This window comes from Devosia submarina (assembly GCF_003056345.1).
Lineage (GTDB): Bacteria > Pseudomonadota > Alphaproteobacteria > Rhizobiales > Devosiaceae > Devosia > Devosia submarina.
On sequence record NZ_PYWB01000008.1, the window covers coordinates 149,735 to 170,274 of the forward strand.

The window sequence follows — 20,540 nt, forward strand, 5'->3', positions numbered from 1 at the left end:
AGAAATAGTGACCGTTGCAACGGCATCAGAAGCTCTAACGGCGCACCCTTGCAAACGGTGCACCGCTTGGCCGCTGAATTATTCGAAATAATCGGGAAAGTCGTTGATCGTCTGCGTCAACAAGATTTCTGCCCGGCCAAGATGCGCCCGCATGGCCGCTTCCGCACCGGGCACATCGCCCGCCACCACCCGATCCACAATGGCCTTGTGCTCCCCGATCGCGACCTGCGCCGAGGACACGCCCAGCGTCAGATATCGCACCCGATCAAGCTGCATTTTGTGGTCATCGATCAGCTGCCACGCATATTCCACCCCCGCTAGCCGCGCGAGCGTGCGGTGAAACAATTCATCGAGCTGGTGAAACTGCCGGCTGTCCTTGGCCGCCGATGCGCGCTCCTGGTCTTCGATCAACTCCCCCAGCACGGCATCAGCCTCAGGCCCGCCCTTGCTCGCCACGCGTCGCACGATCTCAACCTCGATCGATTCGCGAATAAACCGCGACTGGCGCACCCCTTCGGGCGAGATCTTCTTGACCACCGTCGCCCGCTTGGGCCGGATCAACAGCAATCCCTGCTGCGCCAGCCGGATAAAGGCCTCGCGCACCGGCTGCCGCGACACCCCATAGCGCGCCGCAATATCGCTCTCGGAGATTACGTCGCCGGGCTTGAGCGCCATGCTGACGATCTCGTCACGCAGTGTCCCCACAACGCGCCACGCCATGGTCTCCTCGGGAATGTCGAGCACGTCGGTCATAGCATCTCCATCATCAGCCTTCGCGACGTAACCTGCCCGCGAGCACTCCACACTCACCAATCGTCACCCTCGGGTTTAACCCGAGGGCTCTACACTTCAAGCCCTCCCGAAGTACAACGCCCTTGGGTCAATCCCAAGGGTGACGATCCGGACATACTTATCATCTACGTCAGTGCCTGCCGATCAAAAGCACCGAAACAATAGTGACCTCGCCTAATCTTGTATGGTAGATGCCTTGCAAGCGCCACCCTCTGGCGCAGGATTTATCGACTTGGGAGAAGAATGAATGGCCAAGACCTACGCGCTCGTGGGGACCGGGGGTCGTGCACGAATGTTCTATGAGGCCATTCTGGGCCCACATCGTGAACATTCCCGGCTGGTCGCCCTGTGCGACACCAACCAGACCCGTATGGATTACACCAACCGCGTCATCGCAGGTGAATTGGGCGACAAAACCCTGCCCACCTACAAGGCGGCCGATTTTGCCGAGATGATCCGCAAGGAAAAACCCGACACCGTCATCGTCACCTCGATCGATCGCACGCACCACCGCTACATCATTGCGGCCATGGAAGCTGGTTGCGACGTCATCACCGAAAAGCCGATGACGACCGACGCCGAAAAGTGCCAGGAAATCCTGGACGCGGTGCAGCGTACCGGCCGCGATGTGCGCGTCACCTTCAATTATCGCTATGCCCCGCACAACTCCGCCCTGCGCGAACTCGTCGCCTCCGGCGCCATCGGCACGCCCACCTCCGTGCATTTCGAATGGCTGCTCGATACCCGCCATGGCGCCGATTACTTCCGCCGCTGGCACCGCGACAAGCGCAATTCCGGTGGCCTGATGGTCCACAAATCCACCCACCATTTCGACCTTGTCAATTTCTGGCTCGGCTCCCAGCCAGACACCGTCTTTGCCATGGGCGATTTGAAGTTCTATGGGCGCGCCAATGCCGAAGAACGGGGGGTCTTTACCCCCTATACCCGCACCACGGGCGTCGAAGCCGCCAAGGACGACAAGTTCGCCATCGACCTTACGTCCAACCCCGTCCAGAAGGGGCTCTATTGGGACGCCGAAAAAGAGGACGGCTACCAGCGCGACCAGAACGTCTTTGGCGACGGGATCTCCATCGAAGACACCATGAACGTCATGGTTCGTTACCGCAACAAGGCGGTGATGACCTATTCGCTCCATGCCTATGCCCCCTGGGAAGGCTTCAACGTCGCCATCAATGGCACGGGCGGACGCCTCGAACTGATGGTGCGCGAGACCTCCTACATCAACGCCGGCTCCGCCTCGACTGCCGAGGGCGCCGCTGAAGGCATCAACCTCTATCACTTCCCGCTTCATGGCGAAGCGCGCGTAGTTCCCGTTAAGCAGGGCGAAGGCGGCCATGGCGGCGGCGACAAGATCATGCTCGAGGAAATCTTCGGCAACGCCACGCCGAAACCCGGCTACGGCGCCAATCACCGCGACGGCGCCCTCTCGATCCTCACCGGCATCGCCGCCAACCAGTCCTTCAACACCGGTCTGCCGGTCAACGTCGGCACCTTGGTGAAGTTCTAGGCGCACAAACCCTCAGTCGGCCCCTCCCCCTGCCAGGGGGAGGATCAAAATGGGGGTACTTGGTCCGGTGTTGGACCACAAACCCCTCCCCACCCCCGATGTCATCCCGGCCTTGAGCCGGGATCCATCCCGAGATCTCAGGATGGACCCGGGTCGAGCCCTTGGTGACACCGCGTTGGCAGCAACTGCAGTGCCCCCGCGCTCATCTGTGCAAGACAACCCACACCGGACTCCAATCGCCGCCACTTCGTGCTAGACACTGCCCCTGCATGAAGTGTGTGTGCCCCCTCAAGCAGCGGCACACCGATCCGGAGACACGATGAAAGTAGCAATCGACATGGGCGTGAGTACGGGCCACACGCCCGCAACGCTCGATCTCGAGGAGCTGCTGGCCACGCGCCTCCTGGTGCAGGGCAATTCAGGCTCCGGCAAGTCCCACCTCCTCCGCCGCCTCCTTGAGCAATCCGCTCCCTGGGTGCAGCAATGCATCATTGATCCCGAAGGCGATTTCACGACACTGTCCGAGCGCTTCGGCCATCAGGTGATCGACGCCACGCGCACCGAAGCCGAACTCACCCGCATTGCCGGCCGTGTTCGCCAGCACCGCGTCTCGGTCGTGCTTAATCTCGAAGGACTCGATGTCGAGCAGCAGATGCGCGCCGCTGCAGCCTTCCTCGGTGGCATGTTCGATGCTGACCGCGACTTCTGGTACCCCGTCCTTGTCGTGGTCGACGAAGCCCAGCTTTTTGCCCCCTCAGCCGCCGGCGAAGTCTCCGACGAAGCACGCAAGCTTTCCCTTGGCGCCATGACCAACCTCATGTGCCGCGGCCGCAAGCGTGGCCTGGCTGGTGTCATCGCCACCCAGCGTCTGGCCAAGCTCGCCAAAAACGTGGCCGCCGAAGCCTCCAACTTCCTGATGGGCCGCACATTCCTCGACATCGACATGGCCCGCGCCGCCGATCTCCTTGGCATGGAAAAGCGGCAGGCCGAGCAGTTCCGCGACCTTGCCCGTGGCCATTTCGTCGCCCTCGGGCCCGCTATTTCCCGCCGCCCCCTGCCGGTCACCATCGGCGCGGTTGAAACCTCCGCCCGCTCCACCAGCCCCAAGCTCACGCCCCTGCCTGAAGCGCCGGTGGATGCAGCCGAGCTGATCTTTACTGCCGACCCCGAGGAGGCAACGCGCCCCGTCGTGCGTCGTACGCCGCCGCCACCACCGCCCTCCACCAATGAATTGCTGGCTCAACTGTCGCGCTCCCGCCCCGAGGCCGAGCCGGTGCCGCAAACCTTGTTCCCCGAGATCGACGAGGCCGAACGGGAACGAGAGATCGACGCCATCATGGTCGAGCTCCTGGGCGATCCCGACGCCAGCTTCCGCACCGTCGCCGTGCTTTACCAGGATTTCTTGGTCCGCTGCCGCATCCGTCGCGTCCCTGGCGAGCCGCCGGCCCTGCCGCTGTTCAAGCGCAAGCTCGCCGTTGCCCGCGTCGCACCCGATGAAGAGATCAAGCAATCCGATGGCTGGCAGCAGGCGCTCAGCCTCTCCGAAACCCTGACCGACGACGTCCAGGGTGTGTTCCTCGTCCTCGCGCAAGCCGCACTTACCGGCGCCCCATGCCCCTCCGACGCGACCCTCGCACGCCTCTACGGCACCCATTCCGCCAGCCGCGCCCGCCGCCTTCTGACCTGGTTCGAAGAACGGGGCCTGCTTGTCGTGCGCCTCGACTTCCGCAACAACCGCGTCGTCGCCTTCCCGGACCTTGGAGCCGAAACCGCCGCGGGCGATCCCAACGGCCCTGATGCCTTGGTTGAAGGACGCGACGCTGCCGAGTGAGCCGCGCCTTCATCCCAGCTTCAAACTAGCCTCATGGTAAGCCTGTTGAACCACCAGAGCCTGCCCTCGGGCTCGACCCGAGGGGCGTGGCGCCGCCCTACCCCTCAAGCTCCACACTGAACCCATACCGCCGCCGCCCACCCGGCTCCAGCACCTCCACAAACGGCCGCTCCTCCAGTGCATCACTGCCCCCCACCATAGCCGCCGTGCCGTGCCAGGGCTCCAGGCACACAAATTGCGCCCCCGGCTTTGACCAAAGGGCAAAGTTCGGCAAATTCTCCCAGCTGAAATGGATGGCCTTGCTGTCTGCCCCATAGCGCAGACCCGTCCCCGCACCCTCGGGGAAAATCATCGCATCGGCCTTGAACAGATCATCATGCAGCGCCAGCTCGCCCTTGGTGAAGGGCGAAGCCATTTTCTCGCGCTTCACGAGCCCGTCCGCCAGCTGCGCCAACAATGGCTCTCCGCCATTATCGAGCCGCACAGAATGCTTTTCCCCCGTGCATCCCGGCAGCGGCCACAAAAACGCCGGATGAAACCCGATCCCATATGGCATCGGCCTTTGATCCAGATTGCTCACGACAGCTGTAGTCCGCACCCCACGACCCTCGAGCCGATGCTCGACAACAAGGCTGAACTCAAACGGATAAACCTGGTGCGTCGTCTCGTTGGCGCGCAGCTCGAACCGGGCATAATCCGCCCCGCTCTCGATCAAGGTAAATTCGTTGCGCCGCGCAAAACCATGCTGGCTCATCGCAAAGCGCTGCCCATCGACGCTGATGTGATCCTCCGGCGCCCGCCCCACCATGGGAAACAGCACCGGCGCCCGTCCCGTCCAAAACTGTGGATCCCCATTCCACAGCCAGTCAGCCCCATCACGCGTCCGCAAGCTCTGCATCTCGGCCCCCATGGGCACGATCTCGACACTCAAATGCTCGTTCTCGATCCGGACATTGCTCATTCTTGACTCCCGACAGTTCCTGCACCCTAACGCGCGAATAGCCTTTTCGAAAACCTTGTGCCTCGCACCATCTCACAAAGAACGCGATGTCATCCCGGGCTCGACCCGGGATCCATCTCGAGATCTGTCCACAGCCGCTAGGTGTATCGAGCCCCCTGTAACACCCGCCCCTCTTGCCGGCAGCGCCTCAATCCCCCAAAACCCACCCATGCCCCTGCCACCCCTGCCCATCGATGACGCCCTGCCCGCGCTCCTCTCTGCGCTCAACGAAAACCCTACGGCCGTCCTCGTTGCCCCGCCGGGCGCCGGCAAGACCACGCGCGTCCCTCTCGCCCTCCTGGACGCGCCCTGGCGCAACAACCAACGCATCATCATGCTCGAACCGCGCCGCCTTGCCGCCCGCGCGGCTGCCGCACAGATGGCGCGTCTCCTTGGCGAAGAGGTCGGCCAGACCATCGGCTATCGCGTCCGCATGGACAGCAAAATCTCCGCCCGAACCCGTGTGGAAATCGTCACCGAAGGCGTTTTCACCCGCATGCTGCTCGACGATCCCGAACTCACCGGCGTCGCTGCCGTCCTGTTCGACGAGTTCCACGAACGCAGCCTCGATGGCGATCTCGGCCTTGCGCTCACGCTCGACGCCACGGCCCTGCGCCCCGATCTGCGCATCCTCGTCATGTCCGCCACCATCGATGGCGCGCGCATTGCCAAGCTTCTCAACGTCGCCCCTGTTGTTGAAAGCCTGGGGCGCACATTTCCCGTCGAAACCCTCTACCGGGAACCAGATCCCCTCGCGCGTCTGGAAGACCAGGTCACCTCGGCGGTCCTTCAAGCCTTGCGCGAGCACGACGGCTCCGCCCTCGTCTTCCTCCCCGGCCAAGGCGAAATAGGGCGCGTCGCCGAACGCCTCGCCAGCCGCGTGCCCGCCAACACCGATGTCGCTCCGCTTTACGGCCAACTTACCCCAGCCGAGCAGGACCGCGCCATTCGCCCAGCCGAAGCCGGTCGCCGCAAGATTGTCCTTGCCACCTCCATCGCCGAAACCTCCCTCACCATCGAAGGCATCCGCATCGTCGTGGACTCAGGCTTCCGCCGTGTTCCCGTCTACGAACCCAACACCGGCCTCACGACCCTGCAAACCCGCCGCGTCTCCCGCGCCGGCGCTGACCAGCGGCGCGGCCGCGCCGGCCGCACCAGCCCCGGCATCGCCGTCCGCCTCTGGAACGAAGGGCAAACCGCCGCCCTCGAGCCCTTTGACACTCCCGAAATCCTGGCCGCCGACCTCGCAGGTTTCGTTCTCGATCTGGCGGCCTGGGGCGTCTCCGATCCGAAGGCTCTCACCTTCCTTGATCCCCCACCTACCCCCGCCTGGACCGAAGCACGGGCCCTGCTCCAGTCGCTTGACGCCCTCGACAAGGCTGGCCACCTCACAAAGGAGGGCAAGGCTCTCGCCCGCCTGCCGCTCCATCCGCGCTTGGCTCACATGATTATTGCCGCAGGCGAGGACCGGCACACCGCCGCCGAACTCGCCGTACTCATTGGCGAACGCGGCCTGGGCGGCGACAGCACAGACCTCGCCCACCGCCTTGACCGCTTCCGCACCGACCGCTCCAAACGCGCCGAAGACGGGAGAGCACTGGCAAAACGTTGGACGAGACTGGCCGACACCCCACCCACAGCTCGTCACCCTCGGGTTCAACCCGAGGGCTCTACACCTCCCTTAAACAACTCCTCCGGCTGGCACCTCGCCCACGCCTACCCCGATCGCGTCGCCCAATCCACCGGCGCCCCCGGCCGCTTCCGCCTCAGCAATGGCCGCCAAGCCAGCCTCGAGGAAACCGATCCTCTCGCGCGCCAACCGTTCCTCGTCGTCACGGACATGACCGGCGCCGCCGCCACCAGCCGCATACGCGGCGCTGCGTCGCTCACCCGCGACGAGATCGAGCAGCTCTTCGCTGACCGCATTTCGCAAACCGAAACCCTGAGCTTCAACACAGCTTCTGCCAGCGTCCGCGCCCGCCGCACGCGCCAGTACGGCGCCTTGCGCCTCTCCGATGAACCCATCCCGGTTACCGATTGGGACCAGGCCGCCGATCTCCTTGCGCAAGCCGCCCTGCGCCGCATCGAGAACCTACCCTGGACCAAGGAGCAAAAAGCCCTGCGCGCCCGCGCCAGCTTCCTCCACCAAACCCTGGGCGAGCCGTGGCCCGACCTTTCCGACACAGCCCTTGCCGCCGACCCGGCCTGGCTCGCGCCACACCTCCACGGCGAAACGCGTCTCGCCGCCATATCAGCCGCTCACCTCGGCAATGCGCTCGATACGCTCCTGCCTTGGTCGCAGCGGCAAGACATCGACCGGCTCCTCCCCAGCCACTTCGCCGCCCCATCCGGCAGCCACCTCCCCATCGACTATGACGGCCCAAACGGCCCGGAACTGCACATCCGCGTCCAGGAACTCTTCGGCCTCGACCGCCACCCATCAGTTGCAAACGGCAAGATCCCGCTGCTCCTTGTCCTCCTCTCCCCCGCGCACCGCCCCATCCAGACCACGCGCGATCTCCCCGGCTTCTGGCGCGGCTCCTGGAAAGACGTCGCCAAGGACCTCAAAGGCCGATACCCCCGCCATTTCTGGCCCGACGATCCCATCAATGCGGCGGCAACCGCACGGGCCAAGCCGCGAGGAACATAGCGTTCCGCTGTTATTCGTCATCACCCAGCTTGTCCGGGTGATCCACGTCTGGCAAACCCCCTGCTGGTGGATTGTCCGGACAAGCCGGGCAATGACGATGGGCAACTCCGTCCTCCAAGTAGCCCTCATGGTGAGCCTGTCGAACCAGGAGGCGTGCCGCAGAAAAAAGCTCCGGAACCCCGAGGCTTTCGACTTATTCGGCAGGGACGAAATTCAGCGCCACGCCATTAATGCAATAGCGCAAACCAGTCGGCGGCGGACCATCGGGGAACACGTGCCCCAAATGGCTCCCGCATGTCGCGCAATGGCACTCCGTGCGCACCATCCCATAGGAGCGGTCTTCGCTCGTTTCCACCGAACCAGGCAGCGGATCATTGAAGCTCGGCCAGCCCGTGCCGCTTTCGAATTTCAGCGTCGATTCAAACAGCGGACTATCGCATCCCGCACAGGAAAACGTCCCCGCACGCGTTTCATGCAGCAGCGCGCACGAACCGGGGCGTTCGGTGCCATGGTTGCGCATCACCTGGTATTGCTCGGGCGTCAGCCGCGCGCGCCACTCGGCATCGGTGCGCGTCACAGCAAAAGTATGAGCGTCCATCGGGTTCTCCCGCCTTTTCCAGAAAGTGAACATGGCGCAGATATAGTGCGTCCCGCGCCGCACTGCGAGCCCTACCCCATCAAGCCAAGGTGAAAGCTGACCTGCCGCTCCAAGTGAGTGGCGGGCACCATTCGCCTCAGTTTCGATCCCGGGCGAGACGAAAATGGCCCATGGCCGAGTACCGGAGCGCAGCGTGCATGAGCACGTGAGCACCGGAAGCGCAGGGCTTGCTCATTTGCAGACCGCCCCAGATCGAGAATGAGGTGAATGGTGGGAGTAACAAGGATTGAACTTGTGACCCTTCGCGTGTGAAGCGAATGCTCTCCCGCTGAGCTATACTCCCATCGCCGAAGCGAAAGTCTTAAGAGAGATGGTGGGCGTAACAAGGATCGAACTTGTGACCCCCTCGATGTCAACGAGGTGCTCTCCCGCTGAGCTATACGCCCATCTCTCCGGGAAGGAACGGCTGAACCGTTCCAGTGGCGCGGATAGACCATAAAACCCGGTCAGGGGTCAAGAGGTCTGTTTCAACTTATGCGGCTGTGTGGAAACTCGATGCCTCCGCCTCCACAATGTCATCCCGGCCTTGAGCCGGGATCCATCTCGATATCTATCTCCAGCCGCGAGCCGGCTCAACCGACCACCACGCTTGTCCATGGATGGACCCCGGACCGAGCCCGGGGGACACTGTGCCTAAACGCACGCCCTGCCGCCCCTCAGGCCGCCAGCAGCCGCTCCACCTCGTTCACCAGATCCTTGAGGTGAAACGGCTTGCTCAGCACAGAGGCATCCTTGGGCGCGTCGCTGTCGGGGTTCAGCGCCACGGCAGCAAAGCCGGTGATAAACATCACCTTGAGATCCGGATCGAGTTCAGTCGCGCGCCGCGCCAGCTCGATCCCGTCCATTTCGGGCATCACGATGTCGCTCAAAAGCAAGGAGAACGGCTCCTCGCGCAGGCGTTCATAGGCGCTCAGCCCATTGTCGAACGACACCACTTCATAGCCCGCGTTTTTAAGCGCACGCGTCAAAAACTGGCGCATGTCATTATCGTCTTCCGCGAGCAGAATGCGTTTCATCAACATCTCCGGGCCTTACGCCTTAGTGAGTCGGATCATAGTGCGGGATGTTTAAGGCAAGTTTGCCGATCTGCAAACGCCGCTCGTTTTCGGCAGACAAAACTGTGACAATCTGGACATTTCCCCGGTAAAGCGCGACAGTGATTACGCAAATCAGTTCGGCGCCGCATGGGTGGCGCCCCAAGGGGAGGCAGCGTGCGGTCCGACTATTGGGATCAGCCAGCATTTGAAACCATCCGGCCGCGCCGCCTGGTTTCGCCCGTGGTGTTCAACTCTGCCCATTCCGGCCGCGTTTATCCCGAACGCTTTCTGGCCATGACCCGGCTGGATCACCTCTCGATTCGCCAGTCCGAGGACGCCTGGGTCGATGAAATCTTCGCCCGTGGCCCCCATCTCGGCGCCCCCTTGCTGCGCGCCCATTTCCCCCGCGCCTATCTCGACGTCAATCGCGAGCCCTGGGAACTTGATCCCGCCATGTTCGTCGAGCCCCTGTCCGACCGGTTCAACACCACTTCACCCCGCGTTGCCGCAGGCTTGGGCACCCTGGCTCGCGTCGTGGCTGAAAACAAACCCATCTACCGCGAACGGTTGACACTAGAAGACGCGCGCATGCGCATTGAGGGGATCTACCACCCCTATCACGCAGCTCTCCAGAAGCTATTGGGCGAAGCCATGTCCGCCTTTGGCGTGGCCTTGCTGATCGATTGCCATTCCATGCCCCGCATCAACCGCACCGGCGACAAGGCCGCCCCCGATATCGTGCTTGGCGATCGCTACGGCACCACCTGCGCTCCCGCGCTGATCGATCTCGTTGAAACCCTTTTCACCGGGGCGGGCCTGCGTGTCGCGCGCAATCGCCCCTATGCCGGCGGCTTCGTCACTCGCTCCTACGGCCGCCCGCAACATGGCGTGCATGCCCTCCAGATCGAAATCAGCCGCCACCTCTACATGAACGAGGTGACCCTCGCCAAAAACGAGGGCTTTGCGGCCATCGTCAACATCATCGACCGCCTGATCTTCGCCCTGATCGATCTAGACCTGCCCGCCCTCGTCGCCGGCCAGGGCATCGCGGAAAAACTCGCGGCGGAATAGCCGTCTACCAAGCCCTCTACATACACGATGTCACCCCGGGTCTTGACCCGGGGCCCATCTCGAGATCTTTCTCCAGCCGCAAGGGATCGGTTCAGCCCGCCTCCTGGTGGCAAGTAGCCCTCATGGTGAGCCTGTCGAACCACCAGAGCGCGCGAGTGGAGTGTTGGGTGCCACGCCCTCGTCCTTCGACAAGCTCAGGATGAGGCCCACTGGGAGACCCTCAAGCACCCAACAGCACCTCCCCCTCGACGGGGGAGGCTGGGAGGGGGTGCGGGAGCCCCGATGCTGGGGCCACCCTCCTTGCCCTACCTTCCTGGCATAGGCCGGGAGGAAGTCACCAGAGCCGAACCCCCATAGCCAATCCCCCACAACCCCGCTAAAACGCCCGCACCCCCAGTAGACCTCATGGTGAGCCCACAGGAACCCACGAGGCCGTGCCCCGGACCCATCCATGCCCATTGATCTGCCCAAAGTTGAAGCCATCCTGCTTGCCGCAGCTGAAGCCGCCGCCGCGCAAACGCTTCCTCTCTTTCGCACCGAGCTGGGCATCGACAACAAGCTCCAATCGGGCTTTGACCCCGTCACTGAAGCTGATCGCGGCGCCGAAACCGCCATCCGCGCCGTTATCGCCCAAGCCTTTCCCGACCATGCCATTATCGGGGAGGAATGGGGTATCACGGGCGAGGGCCCCTTCACCTGGATCATCGACCCTGTAGACGGCACCCGTGCCTTTATTTCCGGCGCCCCCGTCTGGGGCACGCTGATCGGCTTCGCTCAGGACGGCGTCGCCATTGCCGGCCTCATGAGCCAGCCCTTTATCGGCGAAACCTTCTGGGCGACACCCGCCGGCGCCTTTTACCGCCGCAATGAACAGACCACACCCCTGCGCACCAGCGGCCGAACCGATCTCGCCCAAGCCAAGGTCTTTACGACCACCCCATCGCTGTTCCGCACGCCTGAACTCATGGGCAAATGGCAAGCGGTCGAAGCCGCCACGCGCCTGCAGCGTTTCGGCATGGATTGCTATGGCTATGCCCTCCTTGCTGCCGGCCATGCCGATCTCGTGGTGGAGCCGTTCCTCAACACCTACGATATCGCTGCCCTCGTCCCCATCATCAGCCAAGCCGGCGGCGCCATTAGCTGCTGGGACGGCAGCGACCCCACCGGCGGCGGCAACGTCGTGGCTGCCGCAACGCCGGAATTGCTGGAAAAAGCCCTCACGCTGATCAATGCGAGCTAGATTAGAGGGTCCAAGCTATAGCCATCGCTCAGTAGCCCTCATGGTGAGCTTGTCGAACCACGAGGGCGTGCCCCAGCGCCTCCACTCGCCCGACCTCGTCCTTGGACAAGCTCAGCATGAGGTCTCAGGAACTACCCTGTTCCCTAACTCTGATCCGTAATAAACGCATCAAACGCCGCTAGCACCTGCGCGCGGATCACATCATTTTCCATAAACAATTCATGTCGCGCCCCCGCGACCACCACATGGCGTCCCGTGCGCAGCTGCAGCCCCAATTGCTCGATCGCCGCTGTGGAAACCACCTCGTCCCGCGCGGCCGCCAGCATCAGCAGGGGCATCCGCACTTTTGGCGGGAAATCATCGCTCCCTGCCTCGGCCATGGCCGACATTGCCGCCGCGGCCCACCGGATTGTGGGCGCCTTGACCTCCAGTTCGGGCCGCGCCTTCAGCACCTCGAGCATGCGCATGTAGCGCTTGCGGTCGCTGGTCAGTGGATTGCCGGGAAAATTGGCTTCCGTTGCGGCCCGGTCCGAACCACGCCCCACCGGCAACCGCCCCAGCCCCAAAAAGCTCAGCGCCTCGCAGAGCCGGCCCATATTCTTCATGCTCATGGGCTGTCCATCCAGCGCCAGCATCGGCGCCGACAAAAACACCCGGTCAAACATCAGCCGGTCGTTGACCGCGGCAAATAGAGCGGCAAGCCCGCCCATGGAATGCCCCACAAGGTAAAAAGGCGGCGGACAATCGGGCAGGAGGATCTCGGCGTGAAAGCTCTTGAGGTCACACCAATAATCCTCGAAGCGGTCGACATAGCCCAGCTTGCTGCCGATCAGTCGCTCCGAGCCGCCCTGCCCGCGCCAGTCAAAGGTCGCAACGGAAAAGCCCCGCTTGCGAAAATCCTCTATGGTTTCGAAATATTTCTCGATGAACTCGGTCCGCCCCTGCACCAGGCACACCGTCCCCCGGTGCTTGCCCTCCGAACGGGGCCACAGCGCATAGCGCAGCTGAACCTTGTCGCTGGTGCGAAAGAACCCGACCCGCGCGCCCTCGGGAACAGGGTTGGAGGGGATACTGACCAGGCTCGGCCCTTTGGGATCGACAACGGCGTTCATCAACAAATCCTGGCTCGAATGCGCCATCGTCTTAGACCAGACCGCAGCAAAAAAGAAAGCCAGCATCCCGAGGGACACTGGCTCTTCTTTTGACGATCCATGCGGGGGGCGGGTGATGGACCGTCTTGGGGCGTACCGGGGTGTCCCCCAGCACATGCGTCCTTGTAGGCCACCACATCTGAACTCAACCGGTATAGGCCGTTCATATTCGGTTCATCTTCGAGCCGCCCCGAAGAGCTGATCACTCACCTGGAGCGACTGGAGGCGAGAAGGCCACACTTCCGGTCCAACAAAACGGAGCTTTCAGTCGACACCCTCCCCCTCCGCGGGGAGGGTCAGGGTGGGGGGAGACTGGCCCCGATATCCTGGCTCTCACCCCCCACCCCAGCCCTCCCCGCAAGGGGGAGGGTGAGGCCCGTACTCGTACCGAAATCCGGCTTCAAACAACTGCCGCATCAAAGAAAAAATTTTCATCTCGCCGCAGAGAACACCCCCCTTGAACCCCTCCCTCCCACCCCCATATCTCACTCGTTCGCCGGCTTACCGGGAACCCCGGCCTCCAGATCCAATGCTCGCCTCATGGAGGGAGCACGGACACGAGACCACCGGGTCTATCCACGTTGCTTTACGGAGAATGTGACAAATGCAGACCATCGACTTTTCCCCCTTCTATCGTTCCACGGTTGGTTTCGATCGCCTGTTCAACCGCCTCGACACTCTTGTCGGGCAGGAAGCCAAGACATACCCCCCCTACAATATCGAGCGCACGGGCGATGACGCCTACCGCATCTCGATTGCCGTAGCTGGTTTTGGCAATGGCGACATCGCCATCGAAACCAAGGAAAACAGCCTCGTGGTCAAGGGTGCAAAGCCTGAAACCCAGGGTGACAAGACCCGTGAATTCCTCCATCGCGGCATTGCCGAACGCGCTTTCGAGCTGCGCTTCCAGCTGGCCGACTATGTCGAGGTTCAGGGCGCAACCCTGGAAAACGGCTTGCTGCATCTGGAACTGAAGCGCGAACTGCCTGAAAGCAAGAAGCCGCGCACCATCCAGATCAATGGCGCTGCCCAGCCGACCATCGAGGACCAGTCGGTCAACTAATTCCGACCGGTTCGCAGGCCTGATAGAGGGCGCAGTCCACCAAGGGCTGCGCCTTTTTGCTGCATGGGGGAACTCTGCATGCGGGGGCGCGGTTGATTGGGCAACACCCTCCCTCCATAAAGGAATTGCCCACATGGCCACCCCATCGATTGCCCTTGCCGGCAACAATGCCAAGTCCGCCGTTATCGACATCCTGAACGCCCGGCTCGCCGACGCTATCGATCTGTCCCTGATCATCAAGCAGGCCCATTGGAACCTCAAGGGTCGCGAGTTCATCGCGATCCATGAAATGCTGGATCTTTTCCGCGCCGCCGTGGACACCCATGTCGACACCATTGCCGAGCGCGTGGCCCAGCTCGACGGCATTGCCCTGGGCACTTCGCAGGTGGTCGCCCGTTCCAGCAAGCTCGAGCCCTACCCCACCGAAATCCGCAGGATCGAAGACCATCTCCGTGCCCTGGCCGATCGCTACGCGCTTCTGGCCAATCAGGTGCGCCAGGATATTGATGCGACCGAAGAAGCCGGTGACGCCGATGCGGCCGATATCCTCACCGCCTTTTCGCGCGAGCTCGACAAGGACCTCTGGTTCATCAAGTCACACCTTGAATAGCCTTCTCCTCAAGCCTGTGGCAGGGATGCCCCCTGCCTTGGGGGAGAATCGATGCTGCAGATCATCGGCCACGCCATCGTTTCGGTAGACGGCAAGATCGCTGGCGCGGACGGGCTGATCCCGCCCCGCCTGCGCAACGACGCCGATTGGCACCATTTCCAGGCTGCACTCGATCGCTCCGACCTGGTGGTCCTTGGCCGCCAGGCACACGATCGCTTTCCCAATCCCGGCCGCCGCCGCCTTGTTGTCACAAGAAGCGTTTCCCCATTGGCTGATGATCCCAATGACGCCAATTCCACCCTCTGGAACCCCGCTGGTATTAGCTTTCCCCAAGCCGCCAAAACCCTTGGTCTTCAGAACGGCACCGTGGCTATCACCGGCGTATTCGATCTTTTTGTTGATCTTTTCACCGCCTTTGAGCTGGCCGAGCAGCAAATCCTGCTTTTACCCACTGGCCTGCCTTGCTTTTCCGCCGGGCACCCGCGCCTCGTCCTCGCCCAGCATGGTCTGCTTCCCCAAAGCTGGGAAATCCTGGATTCCCATGCCGCCGTGACCCTTACCCACTGGCAGCGCCCGTGAGCCTTTCCTACGCTTTCCTATAGCCCAGCTGGAAATCTCCTATAGGACATCATCAATTCCGCTTGCTCCTGGTTTGGAATTATGCAAATGTCGCCGCGTTAGGGCAGCTAGGCTGTCCTATCTGACGCGTCGCCCCGCTCTCCGCGGTCAGTGCGCACGCTGGTTCGGCTGGCCCGCTATGCTATTAGCGGAAACGAACAGGCGGGACTAAGATAGTCCGAATTACGTGCGGCCATTTGGATGCAGTGCCGCCACCCTTGGAATGGACATTCGTGCTCTCCGAGCCGTACATCGTACGACCCGCAGGCTAGACGTGTCCCCACTATCTGGCGCCAAACGCCAGGACGTCATCCAGCCCTTCGGGGCCTCAGATTAAGGGACTTGCACCATGGTTATCAGCCCCACGGGATCGAACCAAACGCCAACACGTCAGCAGGCCGCCGGCCCTGATCAGGGACGGCCGGCGGCACAAGGTCTTTACGATCCTAAAAACGAACATGATGCCTGCGGCATCGGCATGATTGCCAACATCAAGAACAAGCCCAGCCACGAAGTGGTGCAGAAGGGCTTGGAAATCCTCGAAAATCTGGAACACCGTGGCGCAGTTGGCGCGGATCCTCTCATGGGCGATGGCGCCGGGATCCTTGTGCAGACCCCACATGCCTTCTTTGCGAAGGTCCTCCCCTTTCCCTTGCCCGAAAAGCATCACTACGCCGTAGCGATGATCTTTTACCCCAACGACGCCGCCTTGCGCGATCGTTGCGCCGATGCCGTGCGCAACTGCATCGCGAGCGAAGGCCTGCAGCTCCTGGGCGAGCGCGTCGTTCCTACCGACAATTCCCCTCTGAGCGCCGGCGTCATCGCCACCCAGCCCATCATCGAGCAGATGGTGATCGCGCGCCCCGAGGGCCTGACGCTGGATGAATTCGAGCGCAAGCTCCTGATCGTGCGCAAGGTTATCTCCAATACCGTTTATCGCGACGTTCCCGAGAGCAACAGCGACAACGGCTTTTACGTCGTGTCCATGTCGGCGCGCACGCTCGTCTACAAGGGCATGTTCCTGGCCGCCCAGCTCAAGGCCTTCTACCCAGACCTCAGCGACGAAAGCTTTGAATCGGCCATCGCCCTGGTTCACCAGCGCTTTTCCACCAACACCTTCCCGTCCTGGAAGCTGGCGCACCCCTACCGCATGACCACCCACAATGGTGAAATCAACACCATCCGTGGCAACGTCAACTGGATGGCGGCCCGCCAGGCGTCGGTTCATTCCCGCTATTTCGGCGACGATATCGCCAAGCTCTGGCCGATTTCCTACGAGGGCCAGTCCGACACGGCATGCTTTGACAACGCGCTCGAATTCCTGGTGCGCGGTGGCTATCCCCTGCCCCACGCCGCCATGATGCTGGTGCCCGAAGCCTGGGCCGGCAATCCGCTCATGGATGAAAAGCGCCGCGCCTTCTACCAATACCATGCCTCCCTGATGGAGCCCTGGGATGGTCCGGCCGCCATGTCCATCTCGGACGGCCGTTATGTCGTGGCAACGTTGGACCGCAACGGCCTGCGCCCCGCCCGCTATCTCGTCACCCGGGAAGGCCACGTCGTCCTTGCCTCGGAATCGGGCGTGCTCGACATTCCCGACGAGGACATTGTCGAGCGCTGGCGCCTGCAGCCCGGCCGCATGCTGCTGATCGACCTCGAACAGGGCCGCATCATCTCCGACGACGAGATCAAGGCAACGCTGGCCACCGCAAACCCCTATGCCGATTGGCTCGCCCGCACCCAGATCGTGCTGGAAGACCTGCCCCCAGTTGCGCCCAAGGCCCCGGAACCCACCGAAGCCCTGCTCGACCGCCTACAGGCATTTGCCTATACCCAGGAAGACATCAAGCTCCTGATGGCGCCCATGGCCACCACCGGCCAGGAAGCCGTGGGCTCGATGGGTACGGACACGCCCATTTCGGCGCTCTCGAACCAGTCGAAGCTCCTCTACACCTATTTCAAGCAGAACTTCGCCCAGGTCACCAACCCGCCCATCGATCCGATCCGCGAGGAATCGGTGATGAGCCTGGTCTCCTTTATCGGCCCGCGCCCGAACCTGTTTGACCTTGAAGGCCTTTCGACGGTGAAGCGCCTCGAAGTGCGCCAGCCGATCTTGACCAATGAGGATCTCGAAAAGATCCGCGGCATTGGCGAGATCGAGTCAAACCAGTTCAAGACCAAGACGCTCGACATCACCTATCCCAAGTCCGAAGGTGCTGCCGGCATGGAAGCGGCCATCGATCGGCTGTGCCAGGCTGCCGAAGATGCCGTGCGGGGCGAATACAACATCATCATCCTGTCCGACCGCCTCGTGGCGGCCGACCGGCTGGATATCCCTACCCTGCTTGCACTTGCCGCCGTGCACCATCACCTGATCCGCAAGGGCCTGCGCACTTCCACCGGCCTTGTGGTGGAAACCGGCGAAGCGCGCGAAATCCACCATTTCGCGATGCTGGCCGGCTATGGCGCCGAAGCCATCAACCCCTATCTTGCCTTTGAAGCGCTCCAGTCGCTCCATGCCGAGGGCAACTACCCCGACGAAGTCTCGGCCGATGAAGTGGTTTACCGCTACATCAAGTCGGTGGGTAAGGGCCTGCTCAAGGTCATGAGCAAGATGGGCATTTCGACCTACCAGTCGTACTGCGGCGCCCAGATCTTCGACGCCGTCGGCCTCAACTCCGATTTCGTCGGCAAGTATTTCTTTGGCACAGCCACCTCCATCGAGGGCGTGGGCCTGCGCGAGATCTCGGAGGAAACCGTCCGCCGCCACGACCTCGCCTTTGGCGACAACATCGTCCTGCGCAAGGCGCTCGATGTGGGCGGCGAATATGCCTATCGCATCCGCGGCGAAAAGCATGCCTGGAGCCCGGACGTTGTTGCGGATCTCCAGCACGCCGTCCGCACCAAGGACGATTCCCCCGAAACCGCGCAGGACCGCTACAACAGCTTTGCCCGCCGGGTGAACGAGGGCGAAAATGGCTACCTTGCCATTCGCAATCTCTTTGACATCAAGCCGCTGGGCGAAGCCGTCCCGCTCGAGGAAGTCGAGCCGGCGGTCGAATTGGTCAAGCGCTTCGTCACCGGCGCCATGAGCTTTGGCTCCATCTCGCGCGAAGCCCACACCACCCTCGCCCAGGCGATGAACCGCATTGGCGGCAAGTCAAACACCGGCGAAGGCGGCGAGGAACCCGACCGCTACAAGCCCCTGCCCGATGGTTCGCGCAACCCCCTGCGTTCGGCCATCAAGCAGATCGCCTCGGGCCGCTTCGGCGTCACCACCGAATATCTCGTTAACGCCGACCAGCTCCAGATCAAGGTCGCGCAGGGTGCCAAGCCCGGCGAAGGCGGGCAATTGCCCGGCCACAAGGTCGACTGGATCGTTGCCAAGACCCGTCACTCGACCCCGGGCGTGGGCCTCATTTCCCCGCCGCCGCACCACGACATCTATTCCATCGAAGATCTCGCCCAGCTCATTTACGATCTCAAGAACGTCAATGAAGAGGCTGACATCTCGGTCAAGCTGGTGTCCGAAGTCGGTGTTGGCACGGTTGCGGCTGGCGTTGCCAAGGCGCGCGCCGACCACATCACCGTTTCGGGCTATGACGGTGGCACAGGCGCTTCGCCCCTGACCTCGCTCAAGCATGCCGGTGGCCCATGGGAAATCGGGCTTGCCGAAACTCACCAGACCCTGGTGCTCAACCGCCTGCGCTCGCGCGTCGTCCTTCAGGTCGATGGCGGCCTCAAGACCGGGCGTGACGTCCTGATCGGTGCGCTCCTGGGTGCCGACGAGTTCGGCTTTTCCACCGCGCCGCTGATTGCGGCGGGCTGCATCATGATGCGCAAGTGCCACCTCAACACCTGCCCGGTTGGCGTCGCCACCCAGGATCCGGTGCTGCGCAAGCGCTTCAAGGGCACGCCCGAGCACGTCATCAACTACTTCTTCTTTATCGCCGAAGAATTGCGCGGCCTGATGGCCTCTCTGGGTGCTCGCACGCTAAAGGAGCTGATCGGTCGTTCCGACCTGCTCGACCAGCGCAAGCTGGCCGACCATTGGAAGAGCGAGGGCATCGATCTCTCCAAGCTCTTCTTCAAGCCCGAACCCCTGGGTGGCGATACGCTCTTTAATTCCGAGCGGCAGAACCACCATCTGGAAGCCGTGCTCGATCGCAAGCTGATCGAACTGGCCCAGCCAGCCCTCCAAAATGGCACGCCTGTCCAGATCGAGCTGCCCATCAAGAGCCGCGACCGCTCCGCCGGCGCCATGCTCTCGGGAGCCCTCGCCAAGAAGTACGGCCATGAGGGGCTGCCCGAGGACACCATCTCCATCAAGCTTCATGGCACGGCCGGTCAGGCGTTCGGCGCCTTCCTCGCCCGCGGCATTTCCATCGACATGGTGGGCGATGCCAACGACTATGTGGGCAAGGGCCTTTCAGGCGGTCGCATCGTCGTGCGCCCCTCCGACAAGGTGAGCTTTGAGCCATGCGAGTCGATCATCGTAGGCAATACGGTGCTGTATGGCGCGATTGCCGGCGAGTGCTACTTCCGCGGCGTGGCCGGCGAACGCTTTGCCGTCCGCAATTCGGGTGCCATCGCGGTCGTCGAAGGCACGGGTGATCACGGCTGCGAATACATGACCGGCGGCGTCGTCGTCGTCATCGGCCCCACCGGCCGTAACTTTGCTGCCGGCATGTCGGGTGGCGTGGCCTATGTGCTCGACGAAGACGAAACCTTCCGCGAGCGCTGCAACCTCGCCATGGTCGATCTCGAGCCCGTGGCCGAGGAAGAGCAGCTCATGCAAAAGCTCCACCACCACGGCGGAGACCTCGAATGGCATGGGCGAGTCGACATCTCGGGCGACATGACCAAGCATGACGACGAGCGCCTCCATCAGCTGATCTCCAACCATCTGCACTACACCGGATCGGATCGCGCCAAATACATCCTCGACCACTGGGTCGAGATGCGGCCGAAATTCGTCAAGGTCATGCCCGTGGAATACCGCCGCGCCATCCAGGAAATGGAACGAAAGCGCGCCGGCGGCGCCAGTGTGATGGCGGCTGAATGATGATGGCGCAGATGCTTCAGTCGACACCCTCCCCCTTGCGGGGCTTCGAGCCGGCCCGAAGGGCAGGATTGCTCCAGTGGAGCAATCCTAGGCACGAAGGCCATGAGAGCTTTGCTCGAATGGCGATCAAGGGTGGGGGGCGAGAGCCCGAACATCATGGCTCTCAGCACCCCCTCCTAGCCTCCCCCGTCCAGGGGGAGGTACCGTTCGGCGAACTTGGCGCGAT

At 62.6% G+C, this 20,540-nt stretch carries 14 protein-coding genes and 2 tRNA genes; 9 read left to right on the plus strand and 7 right to left on the minus strand.

Annotated elements, in window-relative coordinates:
• Window positions 1-78 precede the first annotated feature (78 nt).
• Window positions 79-753, minus strand: a complete 675-nt coding sequence (locus DDE77_RS13400) for a GntR family transcriptional regulator (RefSeq protein WP_108397982.1) — start codon at window positions 751-753, stop codon at window positions 79-81.
• Between the two features lie 286 nt (window positions 754-1,039).
• Between DDE77_RS13400 and DDE77_RS13405 the strand changes: the two genes are divergently transcribed.
• Window positions 1,040-2,320, plus strand: a complete 1,281-nt coding sequence (locus DDE77_RS13405) for a Gfo/Idh/MocA family protein (protein WP_108397983.1) — start codon at window positions 1,040-1,042, stop codon at window positions 2,318-2,320.
• 319 nt (window positions 2,321-2,639) lie between these two features.
• Window positions 2,640-4,151, plus strand: coding sequence for a helicase HerA domain-containing protein (locus tag DDE77_RS13410; protein WP_108397984.1), 1,512 nt, complete (start codon window positions 2,640-2,642; stop codon window positions 4,149-4,151).
• Between the two features lie 97 nt (window positions 4,152-4,248).
• Here the strand turns inward: DDE77_RS13410 and DDE77_RS13415 are convergent, their stop codons facing one another.
• Window positions 4,249-5,112 (minus strand): aldose 1-epimerase family protein, encoded by an 864-nt coding sequence (locus tag DDE77_RS13415; protein ID WP_108397985.1) that lies wholly within the window; start codon window positions 5,110-5,112, stop codon window positions 4,249-4,251.
• A 208-nt stretch (window positions 5,113-5,320) separates the two neighbouring features.
• On the opposite strand from DDE77_RS13415, the gene hrpB reads away from it, so the two are divergent.
• Window positions 5,321-7,801 carry an ATP-dependent helicase HrpB gene (gene hrpB, locus DDE77_RS13420; protein WP_108397986.1) on the plus strand — a complete coding sequence of 827 codons (2,481 nt, stop codon included), beginning with the start codon at window positions 5,321-5,323 and terminating at the stop codon, window positions 7,799-7,801.
• A gap of 193 nt (window positions 7,802-7,994) precedes the next feature.
• On the opposite strand, the gene msrB is transcribed toward hrpB, so the two are convergent.
• The 4 genes from msrB to cpdR form a co-directional block, all read right to left on the minus strand.
• The gene (gene msrB, locus DDE77_RS13425) at window positions 7,995-8,399 is read right to left on the minus strand and encodes a peptide-methionine (R)-S-oxide reductase MsrB (RefSeq protein WP_108397987.1); all 405 of its coding nucleotides are present in this window, start codon (window positions 8,397-8,399) and stop codon (window positions 7,995-7,997) included.
• 268 nt (window positions 8,400-8,667) lie between these two features.
• Window positions 8,668-8,742 (minus strand) — tRNA-Val (locus DDE77_RS13430).
• 28 nt (window positions 8,743-8,770) lie between these two features.
• A tRNA-Val gene (locus tag DDE77_RS13435) sits at window positions 8,771-8,845 on the minus strand.
• 270 nt (window positions 8,846-9,115) lie between these two features.
• The gene (gene cpdR, locus DDE77_RS13440; protein ID WP_046105558.1) at window positions 9,116-9,475 is read right to left on the minus strand and encodes a cell cycle two-component system response regulator CpdR; all 360 of its coding nucleotides are present in this window, start codon (window positions 9,473-9,475) and stop codon (window positions 9,116-9,118) included.
• A gap of 195 nt (window positions 9,476-9,670) precedes the next feature.
• Between cpdR and DDE77_RS13445 the strand changes: the two genes are divergently transcribed.
• Together DDE77_RS13445 and hisN are read left to right on the plus strand one after the other, a co-directional pair.
• Window positions 9,671-10,567, plus strand: a complete 897-nt coding sequence (locus DDE77_RS13445) for an N-formylglutamate amidohydrolase (RefSeq protein WP_245895250.1) — start codon at window positions 9,671-9,673, stop codon at window positions 10,565-10,567.
• Window positions 10,568-11,018: 451 nt separating this feature from the next.
• On the plus strand, window positions 11,019-11,807 hold the full coding sequence (gene hisN / locus DDE77_RS13450; protein ID WP_108397989.1) for a histidinol-phosphatase: 789 nt from the start codon (window positions 11,019-11,021) through the stop codon (window positions 11,805-11,807).
• A 143-nt stretch (window positions 11,808-11,950) separates the two neighbouring features.
• Here the strand turns inward: hisN and DDE77_RS13455 are convergent, their stop codons facing one another.
• Window positions 11,951-12,919, minus strand: coding sequence for an alpha/beta hydrolase (locus DDE77_RS13455; protein ID WP_157959826.1), 969 nt, complete (start codon window positions 12,917-12,919; stop codon window positions 11,951-11,953).
• 643 nt (window positions 12,920-13,562) lie between these two features.
• Between DDE77_RS13455 and DDE77_RS13460 the strand changes: the two genes are divergently transcribed.
• The 4 genes from DDE77_RS13460 (at window position 13,563) to gltB (ending at window position 20,314) form a co-directional block, all read left to right on the plus strand.
• Window positions 13,563-14,021: an Hsp20 family protein gene (locus tag DDE77_RS13460; RefSeq protein WP_108397991.1), complete on the plus strand. Its 459-nt coding sequence runs from the start codon at window positions 13,563-13,565 to the stop codon at window positions 14,019-14,021.
• Window positions 14,022-14,154: 133 nt separating this feature from the next.
• Window positions 14,155-14,631, plus strand: coding sequence for a DNA starvation/stationary phase protection protein Dps (dps, locus tag DDE77_RS13465; protein ID WP_108397993.1), 477 nt, complete (start codon window positions 14,155-14,157; stop codon window positions 14,629-14,631).
• Window positions 14,632-14,682: 51 nt separating this feature from the next.
• A complete protein-coding gene (locus tag DDE77_RS13470; RefSeq protein WP_108397994.1) occupies window positions 14,683-15,210 on the plus strand; it encodes a dihydrofolate reductase family protein in 528 nt (175 codons plus the stop codon).
• Between the two features lie 388 nt (window positions 15,211-15,598).
• Entirely contained in the window at window positions 15,599-20,314 is a 4,716-nt protein-coding gene (gene gltB, locus DDE77_RS13475) for a glutamate synthase large subunit (protein ID WP_108397996.1), read from the plus strand.
• Window positions 20,315-20,540: the final 226 nt, after the last annotated feature.